Source organism: Streptomyces sp. NPDC048288 (assembly GCF_043201555.1).
In the GTDB taxonomy this organism is placed as follows: Bacteria; Actinomycetota; Actinomycetes; order Streptomycetales; family Streptomycetaceae; genus Streptomyces.
Genome location: NZ_JBICZD010000017.1, coordinates 11,672 through 27,906 on the forward strand (window position 1 = coordinate 11,672; position 16,235 = coordinate 27,906).

The 16,235-nt window shown below is 70.6% G+C and carries 15 protein-coding genes; 9 read left to right on the forward strand and 6 right to left on the reverse strand.

What is annotated here, in order from left to right; all coding sequences use genetic code 11:
- The first annotated feature begins 30 nt into the window (after positions 1 to 30).
- Positions 31 to 1,764 (forward strand): PQQ-binding-like beta-propeller repeat protein, encoded by a 1,734-nt coding sequence (locus tag ACGFZS_RS43075; RefSeq protein WP_393799722.1) that lies wholly within the window; start codon positions 31 to 33, stop codon positions 1,762 to 1,764.
- Between the two features lie 202 nt (positions 1,765 to 1,966).
- Entirely contained in the window at positions 1,967 to 2,659 is a 693-nt protein-coding gene (locus ACGFZS_RS43080; protein WP_393799723.1) for a LuxR C-terminal-related transcriptional regulator, read from the forward strand.
- A 79-nt stretch (positions 2,660 to 2,738) separates the two neighbouring features.
- Here ACGFZS_RS43080 and ACGFZS_RS43085 read toward each other — a convergent pair whose 3' ends face one another.
- The gene (locus tag ACGFZS_RS43085) at positions 2,739 to 3,065 is read right to left on the reverse strand and encodes a hypothetical protein (protein WP_393799724.1); all 327 of its coding nucleotides are present in this window, start codon (positions 3,063 to 3,065) and stop codon (positions 2,739 to 2,741) included.
- Between the two features lie 27 nt (positions 3,066 to 3,092).
- Positions 3,093 to 4,793: a sodium:solute symporter family protein gene (locus ACGFZS_RS43090; protein WP_393799725.1), complete on the reverse strand. Its 1,701-nt coding sequence runs from the start codon at positions 4,791 to 4,793 to the stop codon at positions 3,093 to 3,095.
- Between the two features lie 136 nt (positions 4,794 to 4,929).
- On the opposite strand from ACGFZS_RS43090, the gene galT reads away from it, so the two are divergent.
- Genes galT through galK form a run of 3 tightly spaced genes read left to right on the forward strand, consistent with a single transcriptional unit; the run spans position 4,930 to position 8,111 of the window.
- On the forward strand, positions 4,930 to 5,988 hold the full coding sequence (gene galT / locus ACGFZS_RS43095) for a galactose-1-phosphate uridylyltransferase (RefSeq protein ID WP_393799726.1): 1,059 nt from the start codon (positions 4,930 to 4,932) through the stop codon (positions 5,986 to 5,988).
- Entirely contained in the window at positions 5,988 to 6,956 is a 969-nt protein-coding gene (gene galE / locus ACGFZS_RS43100; RefSeq protein ID WP_365336306.1) for a UDP-glucose 4-epimerase GalE, read from the forward strand. The genes galT and galE overlap by 1 nt, the downstream gene beginning before the upstream one ends.
- Positions 6,957 to 8,111 carry a galactokinase gene (galK, locus tag ACGFZS_RS43105; protein ID WP_393799727.1) on the forward strand — a complete coding sequence of 385 codons (1,155 nt, stop codon included), beginning with the start codon at positions 6,957 to 6,959 and terminating at the stop codon, positions 8,109 to 8,111.
- A gap of 3 nt (positions 8,112 to 8,114) precedes the next feature.
- Here the strand turns inward: galK and ACGFZS_RS43110 are convergent, their stop codons facing one another.
- A complete protein-coding gene (locus ACGFZS_RS43110) occupies positions 8,115 to 8,573 on the reverse strand; it encodes a GNAT family N-acetyltransferase (RefSeq protein ID WP_393664644.1) in 459 nt (152 codons plus the stop codon).
- 260 nt (positions 8,574 to 8,833) lie between these two features.
- Here ACGFZS_RS43110 and ACGFZS_RS43115 point away from each other — a divergent pair, with 260 nt between their 5' ends.
- Positions 8,834 to 9,607, forward strand: coding sequence for a response regulator transcription factor (locus ACGFZS_RS43115; RefSeq protein WP_355708682.1), 774 nt, complete (start codon positions 8,834 to 8,836; stop codon positions 9,605 to 9,607).
- Positions 9,608 to 9,713: 106 nt separating this feature from the next.
- Here the strand turns inward: ACGFZS_RS43115 and tamR are convergent, their stop codons facing one another.
- On the reverse strand, positions 9,714 to 10,211 hold the full coding sequence (gene tamR, locus ACGFZS_RS43120) for a MarR family transcriptional regulator TamR (protein ID WP_365694029.1): 498 nt from the start codon (positions 10,209 to 10,211) through the stop codon (positions 9,714 to 9,716).
- A gap of 89 nt (positions 10,212 to 10,300) precedes the next feature.
- Here tamR and ACGFZS_RS43125 point away from each other — a divergent pair, with 89 nt between their 5' ends.
- Together ACGFZS_RS43125 and ACGFZS_RS43130 are read left to right on the forward strand one after the other, a co-directional pair.
- The gene (locus ACGFZS_RS43125; protein WP_393799728.1) at positions 10,301 to 11,116 is read left to right on the forward strand and encodes a trans-aconitate 2-methyltransferase; all 816 of its coding nucleotides are present in this window, start codon (positions 10,301 to 10,303) and stop codon (positions 11,114 to 11,116) included.
- The gene (locus ACGFZS_RS43130) at positions 11,116 to 11,478 is read left to right on the forward strand and encodes a VOC family protein (RefSeq protein ID WP_393799729.1); all 363 of its coding nucleotides are present in this window, start codon (positions 11,116 to 11,118) and stop codon (positions 11,476 to 11,478) included. Before ACGFZS_RS43125 ends, ACGFZS_RS43130 begins: the two co-directional genes overlap by 1 nt.
- On the opposite strand, the gene ACGFZS_RS43135 is transcribed toward ACGFZS_RS43130, so the two are convergent.
- Together ACGFZS_RS43135 and ACGFZS_RS43140 are read right to left on the reverse strand one after the other, a co-directional pair.
- Positions 11,475 to 12,152: a TetR/AcrR family transcriptional regulator gene (locus ACGFZS_RS43135; RefSeq protein ID WP_355708689.1), complete on the reverse strand. Its 678-nt coding sequence runs from the start codon at positions 12,150 to 12,152 to the stop codon at positions 11,475 to 11,477. The genes ACGFZS_RS43130 and ACGFZS_RS43135 overlap by 4 nt on opposite strands.
- Positions 12,149 to 13,162, reverse strand: a complete 1,014-nt coding sequence (locus ACGFZS_RS43140) for an acyl-CoA desaturase (RefSeq protein WP_393799730.1) — start codon at positions 13,160 to 13,162, stop codon at positions 12,149 to 12,151. The genes ACGFZS_RS43135 and ACGFZS_RS43140 overlap by 4 nt, the downstream gene beginning before the upstream one ends.
- Before the next feature lie 308 nt (positions 13,163 to 13,470).
- Here ACGFZS_RS43140 and ppc point away from each other — a divergent pair, with 308 nt between their 5' ends.
- Complete coding sequence (gene ppc / locus ACGFZS_RS43145; RefSeq protein WP_393799731.1) at positions 13,471 to 16,221, forward strand: phosphoenolpyruvate carboxylase; 2,751 nt, start codon at positions 13,471 to 13,473, stop codon at positions 16,219 to 16,221.
- The last annotated feature ends 14 nt before the right edge of the window (positions 16,222 to 16,235 follow it).

Genomic DNA, 16,235 nt, shown 5'->3' on the forward strand with positions numbered 1-16,235 from the left:
CCACGCGCCGTTCTCCGAGGTACCTCCGCCATGACCCAGCCGCCCCCGCCGCCGCCCAACCAGCCCCCGCAGCAGCCCGGTTTCGGCGCCCCCGCCGGCCCGCCGCAGCAGCCCCAGCCGGGCTACGGCTACCCGCAGCAGCCCCCGCCCCCGCCGGGCTACGGCTACCCCGCGCAGCCGCCGGCCGCCCCCAACCCGTACACCCAGCAGCCCCCCGCGGCCGCCAACCCCTACGCCCAGCAGCCCGGTTACGGCTACCCGCAGCAGCCCCCGCCCGGCTACCCCACCCAGCCGGGCAGGCAGGGCGGCTCCGGCGGCAACAAGGCCACGCTGCTCATCGTCGTCGTCGCGGTCGTCGCGATCGCGCTGATCGTCGGCGGCGGCATCTGGTACTCCAAGTCCTCCGGTTCCTCCGGTTCCTCCGCCGACGACGGAAAGAAGAACGACACCGCGCACTCCAGCGGCGGCACGACCGGCGGCCAGGACACGGCCGGCGGCAAGGGCAGCGAGAAGGTGCCCGCCGACCCCGCCTCCAAGCTCCTCTTCCAGGTCCCGCTGCCCGCGGCGAAGGACACCACCGTCACCTCCGGTTCCTGGCTCACCGACAAGGTGTACGCCAAGAGCGGCGTCGCCGAGATCACCGGCTACGACCCCGACTCGGGCGCCGAGCTGTGGACGGTCCCGCTGTCCGGCCCGGTCTGCTACGCGAGCGGGCACGTCAGCGAGGACGGCAGGACGGCGGTCGTCTTCCAGCCGAAGATGCCCCCGAAGGGCTCCACGGCGGGCTGCACCCGGATCGCCGCGATCGACCTGAACGCCGGTAAGAAGCTGTGGACGCAGACGGTCAAGTCCGGTGATGTTCCGGTCAACTTCAACAATGTGACGGTCTCCCAGCACACCGTCGCGGTCGGCGGTACCAGCGGCGGCGCCGCCTTCGACCTCTCCTCCGGCAAGATCCGCTGGCAGCCGAAGCCGGCCGACAGCTGCTACGACGCCGGGTACGGCGGCGGCGCCAAGCTGGTCGCGGTCCGCAAGTGCGGCAGCGGCGACTCCGGCCAGCTGCACATCCAGACCCTCGATCCGGTCTCCGCCAAGGTGGTCTCCGAATACAGGATGACCTCGGGCATCGACTACGCCAGCGTCGTCTCGACCGACCCGCTGGTGGTGGCCGCCGACGTCAACAACAGCGCCGGCGACGGCAGCGGCTTCTCCGACGTCTTCTCCATCGACAACAAAACCGGTGCGTTGCGCACCCGTATCTCCACTCCGGGCAGCTCGTACGCGGTCCGCTGCGACAACATCTACCAGGTGGAGAAGTGCACGGGACTGGCGGTCGGCAACGACCGGCTGTACCTGGCGACCGAGGAGCACGACGGCGACGGGGACTTCGCCAAGACCAACGAGATCGTCGCCTTCGACCTCGCCACCGGCAAGCAGACCGGTCAGCGCGCCGACGCCGGTGACAACTACACGATCACGCCGCTGCGCATGGACGGTCCGAACGTGATCGCGTACAAGAACCCTCCGTACGACAAGGGCGGCCAGATCGTCAGCATCGACGGCGGTTCGTTCAAGGAGACCAAGCTGCTGGAGAACCCGGCGACCGAGGCGGTCAAGGCCGTGGAGACCAGCATGTCGCCGGAGTACGCGGAGGTCCTCTACTCCCAGGGGCACCTGTACATGTCCGCCGAGTACGCCCACACCGCCGGCTCGTCGTCCTCGGGGAAGTCGTACCTGGTCGTCGCCTTCGGCGCGGGCGGCTGAGGCCACGTCAAGCGCGCGAATACCAGAAAAGCAAGAGATTCCTCCGATCCGGGGCACTTCTCACCAGTAGGGGCAGCGCGACGTCGAACAAGCGTGTAGCTTCCGGGGGCATGAAGGACGAGGTGCCGGGGGGCCCTCTGTCCATGCGGACCAGTGGGGATCCATAGTGGGGCATCCATTGGGGGGACTGGGGGGTTGCTCTATGGGAGTGCGGCTCATGGTGGTCGACGACCACCGGTTGCTCGCGGAGGCGCTGGCCTCGGCGCTGAAACTGCGCGGCCACCGGGTGCTGGCCGCGGCGGCGCCGGCGGCGGGCGCGGCGGAGCTGGTGATCACACGGGCACCCGAGGTGTGCCTGCTCGGTACGGCGACACCGGCCGAGCCGGGCATCTTCGACCCGGTGGTGCGGATCAAGAAGGAGCGGCCGCAGGTCGCGGTGCTGGTCCTGGGCCCGGTGCCGTCCCCGCGCGGCATCGCGGCGGCCTTCGCCGCGGGCGCCTCCGGATACGTACGGCACGACGAGCGGATAGAGGGCGTCGAGCGGGCCATCATGAAGGCGCGGGCCGGGGAGGCCGCCGTGGCCCCCGCCCTGCTCCAGGGCGCGTTCGGCGAACTCCTCAACCCGGCCGCCCAGCCCGACGACGAGGGCCAGCGCCTCCTCCAGATGCTCACCCCGCGCGAGGTCGAGGTCCTCGTCCGCGTCGCCGACGGCGAGGACACCCGCCTCATCGCCGCCGGCATGGGCATCGCCCCCAGCACGGCCCGCACCCATGTGCAGAGGGTCCTGATGAAACTGGGCGTGGGATCGAGGCTGGAGGCAGCGGCCCTGGCCGCGCGCACGGGGCTCCTGGACAGGGCGGGACCTGTCAACGGCGGCCCACAAGCGCCCCGTTAGGGGCGCGGGGCTGTATCGATGTGCGGCTGCCGCCGCGTGGGCGCGACCAGCCCCCACACACCCGCAGCCGAAAGACGACCTACTCGCCCCCCTCCTCCACCGGAGGCACCGGCGGTGGCGTAGGACGCAACCACAGCCACACCAGGAAGAACACCCCGAGCAACAGCATCCCGATGCCCGTCCACAGGTTGATGTTGATCCCCTGCGCCTTGTCGATCTCGGCCTGCGAGTCCGTGATCCCGGCGATCGTCACGATGATCCCGTACACGACGAACAGCCCGCCGATGATCCGCCGCAGGTCGAAGATCCGCGCGGCGGTCGCGGACCTGCCCTCCAGCTCGGTGACCTCCCGCTGGACGTCCTGCTCGGAGTAGTGGAACCCGGAGTGCCCGGAGTCGTCGGTCATGGTCTCTCCATCCTCCCGCGACCGGGACTAGAACGAGAACGGGATGTAGCAGAGGGCGGCGATGATCACGGCGCCCCAGCCGAGCAGCGCCGGCCTGCGGTACCAGGCCTCGTCGCCGGGCGCGGGCGGCTCGGTCATCCCCGGGGACGTCGTGCCGTAGACGAGCCCCGCGAGCTCCGCGTCCGGCTTGGGCGCGGTGAACAGGGAGACGATCACCATCACCACCGCACCGGCGACGAAGCCGGCGATCGCGGAGACGAAGTTGGCGCCCTGGTCGGAGGGGATGCCGATGATGTCCTTCTTGTAGAGGACGAAGTAGTTGACCATCGCGGTCACCGTCCCCGCGAGCAGCCCCCAGAAGCCGGATTTCGCCGAGGCGCGCTTCCAGAACATGCCGACGATGAAGACGACGAACATCGGCACGTTGAAGAAGGAGAACAGCGTCTGCAGGTAGCTCATGATGTTCGAGAACGACGACGCGAGGAACGCCGTCCCGACGGACGCGCAGACGCCGATCACGGTGATGAGCCGTCCGAAGCGCACGTAGTAGGCGTCCTCCCGGCCCCTGACCACGTACTTCGCCCAGATGTCGGTGGTGAACACGGTGTTGAAGGACGACACGTTGGCCGCCATGCCGGCCATGAAGGCCGCCAGCAGCCCGGTCACCGCGATGCCGAGCACGCCGTTGGGCAGCAGCTGGGACATCAGGTAGGGGATCGCGTCGTTGTACTGGAGGCCGGACGCGGACGTGCCGATGTTCGGCACCAGCGCGGCGGCGACCAGGCCCGGGATCATCACCAGGAAGACGATGAAGATCTTCGGGTAGGCGGCGATCAGCGGGGTGCGCTGGGCGGCGGAGAGGTTCTTCGCCGACAGGGCGCGCTGGACCTCGGCGAAGTTCGTCGTCCAGTAGCCGAAGGAGAGCACGAAGCCGAGGCCGAGGACGATGGTCAGCCAGTTCGCGCCGAGCGGGTTGACGGTGCCGATGCCGGTGCCGCCCCAGGCGGTCGTGAAGTTGTGGCCGTGGGTGGCGGTGAGCTTGTCGACCAGACCGTCCCAGCCGCCGGCCTTCTTCAGGCCGAGCACGGACAGCGGGATGAGGGCGGCCAGGATCACGAAGAACTGGAGCACCTCGTTGTAGATGGCCGAGGAGAGGCCGCCGAGGGTGATGTACGCCAGCACGAACGCGCCGGCCACCACGATCGCCACCCACTGCGGCCAGCCGAGCAGCGCCTCGACGACGATCGCGAGGGCGTACAGGTTCACACCGGCGATCAGAATGGCCGCGAAGGCGAACAGGATCGAACTCAGCAGGTGTGCGGCTCTGTCGAAGCGGAGCAGCAGCATCTCGGGGACCGAGCGCACCTTGCTGCCGTAGTAGAAGGGCATCATCACCAGGCCGAGGAAGACCATGGCCGGAATGGCGCCGATCCAGTACCAGTGCACGGTGTACGCGCCGTACTGCGCGCTGTTCGCGGCCATGCCGAGGATCTCGGTGGCGGCCAGGTTGGCCGAGATGAACGCGAGGCCGGTGATCCAGGCGGGCAGCGACCGTCCGGAGAGGAAGAAGTCGAGGCTGGTCTTCACCGAACGGCGGGCCGCGAGGCCGATGCCCAGAACCACGACGAAGTAGATCGCGAGGATCGTGTAGTCCAGGCCGTTGGTGGGAAGCCGCAGCGTTGCCGCGAGGTATGTGGGGGATACGGGGGCATTTGTGGGGTTCTGCACCCAGTAATTCAACACTTTCGTTGTCGCACCTTGATTGATTGCGATGTTGACTGACCTGGTGAGTTGTGTTTTGGTGTGTTCGGTTCTGTTTGATGGTTGGCTGACTCGAACAACGCTCGAATTTCGGGAGTCCGCAGTGAAGAAGACCTCGACCCGGCTGGCCGACGGTCGCGAGCTCATCTACTACGACCTGCGCGACGACACCGTGCGGGACGCGGTGGACCGCCGCCCGCTGGAGCGGACGCACACCACCTCGGAGATCCGCCGCGACGCGCTGCTCGGCGACCAGGTCGCCATCGCCTCGCACCGGCAGGGCCGCACCTACCACCCGCCGGCCGACCAGTGCCCGCTGTGCCCGACCCAGGGCGACCGGCTGAGCGAGATCCCGGACTCGTCGTACGACGTGGTGGTCTTCGAGAACCGTTTCCCCTCGCTGGCGGGCGACTCCGGGCGCTGCGAGGTGGTCTGCTTCACCTCGGACCACGAGGCGTCCTTCGCGAGCCTGACCGAGGAGCAGGCGAGGCTGGTCCTGGAGGCGTGGACCGACCGGACCTCGGAACTGTCGCATCTCCCCTCCGTCGAGCAGGTGTTCTGCTTCGAGAACCGCGGCGAGGAGATCGGCGTGACGCTCGGTCACCCGCACGGCCAGATCTACGCCTACCCCTTCACCACCCCGCGCACCGCCCTGATGCTGCGCTCACTCGCGGCCCACAAGGAGGCGACCGGCGGCGAGAACCTGTTCGACGCCGTCCTTGCACGTGAACTCGCCGGCGAGCGGGTCGTCCTTGAGAGTGAACACTGGGTCGCCTTCGTGCCGTACGCGGCGCACTGGCCCTACGAGGTCCACCTGTACCCGAGGCGCCGCGTCCCCGACCTGCTCGGCCTCGACGAGGCGGCGCGCTCAGAGTTCCCCCAGGTTTATCTGGAACTCTTGAGGCGCTTCGACCGTATCTTCGGTGAGGGTGAACCTCCCACGCCCTATATCGCCGCCTGGCACCAGGCGCCGTTCGGGACGCTGGAGGAGTTCGACGGTGTCACGCGCGACGACTTCGCGCTGCACCTGGAGCTTTTCACCATCCGCCGAACGTCCGGCAAGCTGAAGTTTCTCGCGGGTTCCGAGTCAGGCATGAGCGTGTTCATCAACGACGTGCCGCCGGAGCGCGCGGCCGAGCGACTGCGAGAGGTAGCGAGTTGATGAAGTACCTGGTGACGGGCGGAGCGGGTTACGTCGGCAGTGTGGTCGCCCAGCACCTGCTGGAGGCGGGCCACGAGGTCACCGTCCTCGACAACCTCTCCACCGGCTTCCGCGAGGGCGTCCCCGCGGGCGCCGCCTTCGTCGAGGGCGACATCCGCGACGCCGCCAAGTGGCTGGACTCCTCCTACGAGGCGGTGCTGCACTTCGCCGCGTTCTCCCAGGTCGGCGAGTCGGTCGTGAAGCCCGAGAAGTACTGGGACAACAACGTCGGCGGCACCATGGCGCTGCTCGCCGCGATGCGCGAGGCCGGCGTCCGCAAGCTCGTCTTCTCCTCCACGGCGGCCACCTACGGCGAGCCGGAGCAGGTCCCGATCGTCGAGACCGCCCCGACGCAGCCGACGAACCCGTACGGCGCCACCAAGCTCGCCGTCGACCACATGATCACCGGCGAGGCCGCCGCCCACGGCCTGGGCGCGGTCTCCCTGCGCTACTTCAACGTGGCCGGGGCGTACGGCGCGCAGGGCGAGCGGCACGACCCCGAGTCGCACCTGATCCCGCTGGTCCTCCAGGTCGCCCAGGGGCGCCGCGAGGCCATCTCCGTCTTCGGCGACGACTACCCGACGCCCGACGGCACCTGCGTCCGCGACTACATCCACGTCGCCGACCTCGCCGACGCCCACCTGCTGGCCGTGGCGGCCGCGAAGCCCGGCGAGCACCTGATCTGCAACCTGGGCAACGGTGAGGGCTTCTCCGTCCGCCAGGTCATCGAGACCGTCCGCCAGGTCACCGGCCACCCGATCCCCGAGGTCGTGGCCCCCCGCCGGGGCGGCGACCCGGCCGTCCTGGTCGCCTCGGCGGCCACCGCCCGCGAGAAGCTGGGCTGGAACCCGACCCGCGCGGACCTCGCGGGGATCGTCGCGGACGCCTGGGAGTTCGCGCAGCACATCAGCGCAGCAAGGGAGCAGTAAGTGGGGGCACAGCAGGTGCACGACGGTTTCGTGGAGCTCTACGGAACCGCGCCCGACGGCGTCTGGTCGGCGCCCGGCCGGGTCAACCTGATCGGCGAGCACACCGACTACAACGACGGCTTCGTGATGCCGTTCGCGCTGCCGCACGTGACGACGGCCGCGGTCGCCCGCCGTACCGACGGCGTGCTGCGCCTGCACTCCTCGGACATCGAGGGCGGGGTCGTCGAACTCGCCCTGGACGCCCTGGAGCCCGGCACCGACCAGGAGTGGACGGCGTACCCGGCGGGCGTGATCTGGGCGCTGCGCGAGGCCGGCCACCCGGTCACCGGCGCCGACGTCCACCTCGCCTCCACGGTCCCGACCGGCGCCGGCCTGTCCTCCTCCGCGGCCCTGGAGGTGGTGATCGCCCTCGCCCTCAACGACCTCTACGAACTGGGCCTGCAGCGCTGGCAGCTGGCCCGCCTGTGCCAGCGCGCGGAGAACGTCTACGTCGGCGCCCCGACCGGCATCATGGACCAGACGGCTTCGGCCTGCTGCGAGCAGGGCCACGCCCTGTTCCTGGACACCCGCGACCTCTCGCAGAAGCAGATCCCCTTCGACCTCGCGGCCGAGGGCATGCGGCTGCTGGTCGTCGACACCCAGGTCAAGCACGCCCACAGCGGCGGCGAGTACGGCAAGCGCCGCGCGGGCTGCGAGAAGGGCGCGGCCCTGCTCGGGGTCGACGCCCTGCGGGACATCCCCTACGACGAGCTGGACTCCGCGCTCGACCGCCTCGGCGACGAGGAGGAGGTGCGGCGCCTGGTCCGCCACGTCGTCACCGAGGACCAGCGGGTGGAGCAGGTGGTGGCCCTCCTGGAGGCCGGCGACACCCGCGCGATCGGTCCGGTCCTCACCGCGGGCCACGCCTCGCTGCGCGACGACTTCCGGATCTCCTGCCCGGAGCTGGACCTGGTCGTCGACACCGCCCTGGCCTCCGGCGCCCTGGGCGCCCGGATGACCGGCGGTGGCTTCGGCGGCTCGGCGATCGTCCTCGCCGAGGCGGCCGACGTGGACACGATCACCAAGGCGATCGAAGAGGCCTTCGCGGCCGCCGGCTTCCAGACACCGAGGACATTCGAGGCGGTGCCGTCGGCGGGCGCCCGCCAGGAGGTCTGAGCCTCAGCCCAGGCGCTTGGTCAGCGTGTACTCCGTGATCCCCGGCGGATAGTCGGGGATCACGCACACCACCTCGTAGCCCTGCTTTCGGTAGAACTCCGGGGCCTGGAAGTCCCAGGTCTCCAGCCGGGCGGCGGTGCAGCCGCGGTTCCGTACGGCGATGCGTTCCGCCCGGGACAGCAGGCGGCCGCCCAGTCCCGCGCCGCGGTGGCGGCCGTCCACCCACAGGTACGTGACATGCAGCCAGGACGTCCAGGTGTGGCCGACCAGACCGCCCGCCAGTTCGCCCGAGCGCTCGTCCATCGCCCAGACGTGCAACGGCACTTCGCGTTCGCCGGGTGTGCCCCGCAGGGCCGCGAGAACCGGGGACGCCGCTGTGTTCGTGTCCCGCAACCGTGTGCGGAGGAGATCGCGCCGTTCCTTGTCTACTTCCGCCTCAATACGAAACATGCGGCACACCATAAACGCGTCGGCCGGGCAGTTCTGCAAATTGCCTTCCGCTCCGGGCCCCCGGCCGTACTCTGAGGAGCGGTACCGGTGGGGGCCGGTGCTGATCAGGGGGCGAGACAAGTCGGGTACGACGCCCGCGGTGGGGGTAGCAGTTCAGGCACGGCGGCGGTCGTGCGGTTCCGTCCTCCCGTGGGTGTCGTATCCGCGTGGTTGGCCGTTCTGAGGACCTTGGGGTATCCCCTGCTCGTAAGGAGCCTGGGGAAGGGGGTTTCGTGGTTCGTATCCGAGTTCTGGTCGTCGACGACCACCGTATCTTCGCCGAGTCGCTCGCCGCGGCTCTGGCCGCGGAGCCGGACGTCGACGTCTCCGCGGCGGGCAGTGGTCCCGCCGCGCTGCGCTGCCTGGAGCGCGCGGTCGCCGAGGGCCGTCGCTACGACGTGCTGCTCGTCGACGCCGACCTGGGCGGCCAACTGCCCGTCGGCCGCCCGGCCGTGCCGGTGCAGGAGGGCAACGAGGACGGCATCGTGGACGGGATATCGCTGGTCGCGGGCGTCCGCTCGGCCCAGCCCGCCGTCCGGATCGTGGTCCTCGCCGAGAAGGACGACCCCCGGCGCGCGGCCCTGGCCCTGCAGGCCGGCGCCTCCGGCTGGGTCGCCAAGGACTGCTCGCTCTCCCGCCTGCTGAACGTCATCCGGGGCGTCCTGCGCGACGAGACCCATCTGCCGCCGGCCCTGCTCACGGGCGTCCTGCGGGAGTTGACGGCCGCCCGCAAGCACCGCACCGAGAGCGAGCGGCTGGTCGAGTCCCTCACGCCGAGAGAGCGGGAAGTGCTCCGGTGCATGGTGGCGGGCCTGGGGCGCAAGGCGGTCGCCGAGCGCCTGTTCCTGTCCCCGCACACCGTCCGCACCCACATGCAGAACGTCCTCGGCAAGCTGGGCGTCCACTCCACGCTGGCAGCGGTGGCGCTCGCGCGCCGCGCCGGGGTGGGTCCGGTCGACCTGGGGCCCACCGGGCGGATCATGTCGGAGGAGAGCAGCAGCGCCTGATCAACGCTGACGCGCTCCGCTGAAAATGCCGCAGCATGGCGTCTGTCGACTGCGGCGCCGTCGTGGCTGGTCGCGCAGTTCCCCGCGCCCCTTCGGGGCGCCGGGCCTAGCCGGGGATGTTGTCGAACGGCGCCGTCAACTGGCGGAGCAGTCCCGCCAGTTCGGCGCGCTGGGTGCGGGAGAGTTCCGCGAGGATCGCTCGTTCCTGGGCGAGGAGTCCGGCCAGGGCCTGGTCCGCGCGGTCCTGGCCCTCCTCGGTCAGCCGCACCAGCACACCGCGCCGGTCGCTGGGGTCCGGCAACCGCTCCACCAGGCCCTTCTTGGCCAGCCGGTCGATCCGGTTGGTCATCGTGCCCGAGGTCACCAGGGTCTGCGTCAGCAGCTGCCCGGGGGAGAGCTGGTACGGCGTCCCCGCGCGCCTCAGCGCGGTCAGCACGTCGAACTCCCAGGGCTCCAGGCTGTGCTCCGCGAAGGCCAGCCGACGTGCCCGGTCCAGGTGCCGGGCCAGCCGGCTCACCCGGCTGAGCACCTCAAGCGGTTCCACGTCGAGGTCCGGGCGCTCCCGGCGCCACGCAGCCACCAGCCGATCGACCTCGTCCTCCATGACGATCAGTGTAGTGGTTGTGTCGACGTGAAGTCTCTTGATGTCGAGTTTCTTGACATCAAGATAATCCGGCGGGGAAGGTGGAACACATGACGACTCCCGCCTGGGACCCCGCCCAGTACCTCCGGCACGCCGGCCACCGCGCCCGGCCCTTCCTCGACCTCCTCGCCCGCGTCCCCGACCTGCCCGGGCGGCCCCCGGTCGTCGCCGACCTCGGCTGCGGCCCCGGCAACATGACCGCCCTGCTCGCCGACCGCTGGCCCGCCGCGCACATCACCGGCTACGACAACTCGCCGGAGATGCTCGACAAGGCGCTCGTCGAGTACGAGGGCCCCACGGCCGGCGGCGGCCGGCTGGACTTCTCCCACGCCGACGTCCGCACCTGGGCGCCCGAGCGGCCGTACGACCTGATCATCAGCAACGCCACGCTGCAGTGGGTCCCCGGGCACGCCGAGCGCTTCGCCGACTGGACCGGCGCCCTCGCCCCCGGCGGCACCTTCGCCTTCCAGGTCCCCGGCAACTTCGCCGCCCCCAGCCACCGGCTGATGCGCGCCCTAGCCCACTCCGCCCGCTGGCACGACCGCCTCGCCGGGACCCTCCGCCACGACGACGCCGTCCTCACCCCCGAGGCCAACCTGGAGCGGCTGACCGCCCTCGGCTGCGCCGCCGACGTCTGGGAGACCACGTACATCCACCTGCTCACCGGCGAGGACCCGGTCCTCGACTGGGTGAAGGGCACCGGACTGCGCCCGGTCCTCACCGCCCTCGCCGACGATCCGGCCGCCCGGGACGCGTTCCTCGCCGAGTACCGGGCCGCCCTGCGCGAGGCCTACCCGGCCGGTCCGCACGGCACCCCGTTCCCGTTCCGGCGGGTGTTCGCCGTGGCCCGGAAGGGGGAGCGCTGATGCTCGCCGCGCTCGACCATGTCCAGCTGGCGGCGCCACCGGGCTGCGAGGACCTGCTGCGCGCGTACTACGTCGGCGTACTGGGCATGACCGAGGTGCCCAAACCGCCCGCGCTCGCGGCGCGCGGCGGCTGCTGGTTCCGGGCGGGGGCCGTGCACCTGCACCTGGGGATCGAGAGGGACTTCCGTCCGGCGCGCAAGGCCCACCCCGGGCTGCGCGTCACGGACATCGGGGCCTACGCCGACCGGCTCGAAGCGGGCGGCGCCCCCGTCATCTGGGACCACGACCTCCCCGGCCACCGCCGCTTCTACTCCGAGGACCCCGCCGGCAACCGCCTGGAGTTCCTGGAACCCCTCGCCTAGGCCTTCCGGTGGCCTATCAGCCGCGGCTTCTGCTCCAGGCCGTCCAGACCGTGCCAGGACAGGTTCACCAGATGGGCGGCGACCTCCGCCTTCTTCGGGCGGCGCACGTCCAGCCACCACTGACCGGTCAGCGCGACCATGCCCACCAGCGCCTGCGCGTACAGCGGGGCCAGCTTGGGGTCGAAGCCGCGGGACTTGAACTCGCGGCCCAGGATGTCCTCCACCTGGGTGGCGATGTCCGAGATGAGGGACGCGAAGGAACCGGTCGACTGGGGGATGGGGGAGTCCCGGACCAGGATCCGGAAGCCGTCCGTGTACTCCTCGATGTAGTCGAGGAGGGCGAAGGCCGCCTGTTCGAGGAGTTCCCGCGGATGCCCGGCGGTCAGGGAGCTGGTCACCATGTCCAGCAGCCGGCGCATCTCGCGGTCGACCACCACCGCGTACAGCCCCTCCTTGCCGCCGAAGTGCTCGTACACCACCGGCTTGGAGACCCCGGCCTTCGCCGCGATCTCCTCCACCGACGTGCCCTCGAACCCCTTCGCCGCGAAGAGGGTGCGACCGATCTCCAACAACTGCTGGCGGCGCTCCGCCCCGGTCATACGGGTGCGACGCGCCCGCCGCTGCTTGCTGTCGGGACTGGGGGTGCTGGAGTCGGTCGCCACGCCGTCAATCATGCCGCCTTCGCGGCCTCCGCCCCCTGCCGGGAGCCGCCGTCCCCGGTGTTACGGCGCGAATCGATACGTGAGCGTGACGGCCAGCGCACGTCGTACGCCCAGCCCAGCTGCTCGCACCAGCGGATGATCCGCGCGGAGGAGTCCACCTGGCCCCGCTCCACACCGTGCCGCGCCGAGGTCGGGTCGGCGTGGTGCAGGTTGTGCCAGGACTCGCCGCAGGACAGCACCGCCAGCCACCACACGTTGCCCGAACGGTCGCGCGACTTGAAGGGCCGCTTGCCCACCGCGTGGCAGATCGAGTTGATCGACCACGTCACATGGTGGAGCAGCGCCACCCGCACGAGTGAACCCCAGAAGAACGCGGTGAACGCGCCCCACCAGGACATCGTCACCAGCCCGCCGATCAGCGGGGGCAGCGCCAGCGACAGCATCGTCCAGTAGATGAACTGCCGGGAGATCGTCCGGATCGCCGGGTCCTTGACCAGGTCGGGCGCGTACTTGTCCTGCGGGGTCCGCTCCTCGTCGAACATCCACGCGATGTGCGCCCACCACAGGCCCTTGAGCAGCGCCGGTACCGTCTCGCCGTACCGCCACGGCGAATGCGGGTCGCCCTCCGCGTCGGAGAACTTGTGGTGCTTGCGGTGGTCGGCCACCCACCGCACCAGGGGCCCCTCCACCGCCATCGAGCCCGCGACGGCCAGCGCGATCCGCAGCGGCCGCTTCGCCTTGAAGGCACCGTGGGTGAAGTACCGGTGGTAACCGATCGTCACGCCGTGACAGCCCAGGTAGTAGAAGAACACCAGCAGGCCCAGGTCGAGCCAGCTCACGCCTCCCCAGCTCCACGCCAGCGGCACCGCCGCCAGCAGTGCGAGGAACGGCACGACGATGAACAGCAGCAGGGTGATCTGTTCGAGCGATCCCTTCCGCTCGCCGCCCAGGGTGGCGGACGGGACGGGGCCGTCGGTCGCCTTCCGGGGGTCTTCGATCACATCGGAACCAGACGAGGTCATGCGCGTCCCCTGTGGGGTCGAGGGTTGAGAGAGGTGCCGATCCGCGGCGACCGAACGGGACGATAGAGGTCCTTCCCTACGGTTCCGTAACCTACGGCGACGTAAGTATGGCAGCGAGGCGTCTCACAGCAAGAGCCCGAGAGCCTGCGCGTCCTCATGGACACCTATCCTTGGAGTCGGTCGGACAGCGCGGTCCGCTCTGTTTCCTTCCCGGATGTCCGGCCCGTATGCGGGGCACGCACGCCAGCGCGCGGCCGACGGCCGGGTTCCCCTCCAGACGAGCTTCACCACTGCAAGGAGCCGCACCTGTGAGCAGTGCCGACGACCAGACCACCACGACCAGCAGTGAGCTGCGCGCCGACATCCGCCGACTGGGTGACCTCCTCGGCGAGACCCTCGTCCGGCAGGAGGGTCCCGAGCTGCTGGAACTCGTCGAGCGGGTCCGCCGCCTGACCCGCGAGGACGGCGAGGCCGCCGCCGACCTGCTGCGCGGCACCGAACTGGAGACCGCCGCCAAGCTGGTCCGCGCCTTCTCCACCTACTTCCACCTCGCCAACGTCACCGAGCAGGTCCACCGCGGCCGGGAACTGCGCGCCCGCCGCGCCGCCGAGGGCGGCCTGCTGGCCCGCACCGCGGACCGGCTGAAGGACGCCGACCCCGACCACCTGCGCCAGAGCGTCCAGAACCTCAACGTCCGCCCGGTGTTCACGGCCCACCCCACCGAGGCCGCGCGCCGCTCCGTCCTGAACAAGCTCCGGCGCATCGCCGCGCTCCTGGACACGCCCGTCATCGAGTCCGACCGCCGCCGCCACGACATCCGCCTCGCGGAGAACATCGACCTGGTCTGGCAGACCGACGAGCTGCGCGTGGTCCGCCCGGAGCCCGCCGACGAGGCCCGCAACGCCATCTACTACCTGGACGAGCTGCACGCCGACGCGGTCGGAGACGTCCTGGAGGACCTGACCGCCGAGCTGGAGCGGGTCGGGGTGAGGCTCCCCGACGACACCCGCCCCCTCACCTTCGGCACCTGGATCGGCGGCGACCGCGACGGCAACCCCAACGTCACCCCCCAGGTCACCTGGGACGTCCTGATCCTCCAGCACGAGCACGGCATCAACGACGCCCTGCAGACCATCGACGAGCTGCGCGGCCTGCTCTCCAACTCCATCCGCTACACGGGCGCCACCGAGGAACTCCTGGAGTCCCTCCGCGCGGACCTGGAGCTCCTCCCCGAGATCAGCCCCCGCTACAAGCGCCTCAACGCCGAGGAGCCGTACCGGCTCAAGGCCACCTGCATCCGGCAGAAGCTGACCAACACCAAGCAGCGCCTGGCCAAGGGCACCCCGCACGAGCCCGGCCACGACTACCTCGGCACCGCCGAACTCCTCAGCGACCTGCGCCTGATCCAGGCCTCCCTGCGCGAGCACCGCGGCGGCCTGTTCGCCGACGGCCGCCTGGCCCGTACGATCCGCACGCTGGCCGCGTTCGGCCTCCAGCTCGCCACCATGGACGTCCGCGAGCACGCCGACGCCCACCACCACGCTCTCGGCCAGCTCTTCGACCGCCTCGGCGAGGAGTCCTGGCGCTACACCGACATGCCCCGCGAGTACCGCGCCAAGCTCCTCGCGAAGGAACTGCGCTCGCGCCGTCCGCTCGCGCCGACGCCGGCGCCGGTGGACGCGGCGGGCGAGAAGACCCTGGGCGTCTTCCAGACCGTGAAGAAGGCCCTGGAGGTCTTCGGACCCGAGGTCATCGAGTCCTACATCATCTCCATGTGCCAGGGCGCCGACGACGTCTTCGCCGCCGCCGTCCTCGCCCGTGAGGCCGGCCTGGTCGACCTGCACGCCGGCTGGGCCAAGGTCGGCATCGTGCCGCTCCTGGAGACCACCGACGAGCTCAAGGCCGCCGACACCATCCTGGAGGACATGCTCTCCGACCCGTCCTACCGCCGTCTGGTGGCGCTGCGCGGGGACGTCCAGGAGGTCATGCTCGGCTACTCCGACTCCTCCAAGTTCGGCGGCATCACCACCAGCCAGTGGGAGATCCACCGCGCCCAGCGCCGGCTGCGCGACGTCGCCCACCGCTACGGCGTCCGCCTGCGCCTCTTCCACGGCCGCGGCGGCACCGTCGGCCGCGGCGGCGGCCCCTCCCACGACGCCATCCTCGCCCAGCCCTGGGGCACCCTGGAGGGCGAGATCAAGGTGACCGAGCAGGGCGAGGTCATCTCCGACAAGTACCTCATCCCGTCCCTGGCCAGGGAGAACCTGGAGCTGACGGTCGCGGCCACGCTGCAGGCCTCGGCCCTGCACACCTCCCCCCGCCAGTCGGTGGAGTCGCTGGCCCGCTGGGACGCGGCGATGGACGTGGTCTCGGACGCGGCCCACGCCGCCTACCGCCGTCTGGTGGAGGACCCGGACCTGCCGACGTACTTCCTCGCGTCGACGCCGGTGGACCAGCTCGCCGACCTGCACCTGGGCTCCCGGCCCTCCCGCCGCCCCGGCTCCGGCGTCTCGCTCGACGGGCTGCGGGCCATCCCCTGGGTGTTCGGCTGGACCCAGTCCCGGCAGATCGTCCCCGGCTGGTTCGGCGTCGGCTCCGGCCTGAAGGCGCTGCGCGAGGCGGGTCTGACGGCGACATTGGGAGGAGAGGGCGTCCTGGACGAGATGCACGAACAGTGGCACTTCTTCCGCAACTTCATCTCCAACGTCGAGATGACCCTCGCCAAGACGGACCTGCGGATCGCCCAGCACTACGTGGACACCCTCGTCCCCGACGAGCTCAAGCACGTCTTCGACACGATCCGCGAGGAGCACGCGCTGACCGTCGCCGAGGTCCTCAAGATCACCGGCGAGTCCGAACTGCTGGACGCCACCCCGGCCCTGAAGCAGACCTTCACCATCCGGGACGCCTACCTGGACCCGATCTCCTACCTCCAGGTCACCCTGCTCAAGCGCCAGCGCGACGCCGCGGCGGCGGGCACCGAACCCGACCCGCTGCTCGCCCGCGCCCTGCTGCTCACCGTCAACGGTGTGGCGGCGGGCCTGCGCAACACCGGCTGACCGTTCTCAGCACG